A 1,084-nucleotide genomic window follows, 5' to 3' on the forward strand; every position below is an offset into this window, starting at 1 on the left:
ATGAAGGCCAAGACCAATAACGCCATTGTTTAGCGGCGCCCATGTAGCGCAGCGTAATGGGCGTCCGGTGTAGGGCCGGAGGCCCGGAACGTACTACAACTACTGGTTAAATGCGGCTCGCAACCAACTTGATGACCAGCCCCCCAGCAACACTAGGCATGAAGAACATCGACAACACGATGAAAAGGATTCCTTCAAGGCCTTGCTCAGCACCGGGTTTTGCGAGAAGTGACATTCCAATCGTAACCAAAATGGGCATGCCAACAGCTAGCACGAGAACCATTCCCCAGGACAGAAAGAATGTCAGCACAAAACCAACAAAACACAGCACACCGATCATTACCCATAGATCCAAGCTCTGGTGGTGCACCAACCTGTTGGTTAGGCCCAAGATCAATGCCATACCAACACAGGAACCCAGCACGATCAGGAGCTGCTTATTTCTGGCCATGCGATTTACCATTTAACGCCAATATTCAGCGGCGGCCTTTGCGTAGCGAAGCGGAGAAAAGGCCGTCCGGTGTAGGCCCGTCGGGCCGAAACGAACTGGAATGACTGGTTATATTTTACCGAGCCACATTCCGAACTATCCGATCTTGAGTGCCATCCTCATTTTCCCACCGTAGAGAAATGCTGTAGGCAGACTGCCGAACGCTCAACGGGATCTGAGCAAGAAGGTAAAAACTCTCACCTGAGGCCAATGATGGGAAAGGAGTCTTCTTCTCAAAATCTCCATGAACCAATGGATTGTGCTCATTATTCTCTTCGAGCCCAAAGTAGATATCCGTTGCGGTGGCTTGGCCCGTATTCGTGATAACAAATTTGTTGTTATTGCCCTGCTGCTCCATATGGCAACGGAGTTTCGCTTTCTGTGCCTGGCGCTCCTGCTCTTCCATTTCGGCAAGTTGCTTTCGGCTCAGCTCTGCGTGGACCCGCTCAAGCTCGATTAGCTGTGCATGGTTTCGCCTTGACCGAATGAGCGCAACAGCCGAAATAACCACGGCGACGACCGAAACCAGTAAGCTGATGATCTCGAAAGGACTCAAGCTATCTCCTCAAAATATAACGCTGAAGGTAACCGGCG

At 51.1% G+C, this 1,084-nt stretch carries 2 protein-coding genes; both read right to left on the reverse strand.

Annotated elements, in window-relative coordinates; genetic code table 11:
- Positions 1-106: 106 nt before the first annotated feature.
- The gene (locus Q674_RS33895; protein WP_023009276.1) at positions 107-451 is read right to left on the reverse strand and encodes a hypothetical protein; all 345 of its coding nucleotides are present in this window, start codon (positions 449-451) and stop codon (positions 107-109) included.
- Positions 452-566: 115 nt separating this feature from the next.
- A complete protein-coding gene (locus Q674_RS33900) occupies positions 567-1,046 on the reverse strand; it encodes a hypothetical protein (RefSeq protein WP_023009277.1) in 480 nt (159 codons plus the stop codon).
- Between the last annotated feature and the right edge of the window lie 38 nt (positions 1,047-1,084).

It is taken from the genome of Marinobacter sp. EVN1, from assembly GCF_000475375.1.
GTDB classification, from domain to species: Bacteria; Pseudomonadota; Gammaproteobacteria; order Pseudomonadales; family Oleiphilaceae; genus Marinobacter; species Marinobacter nauticus.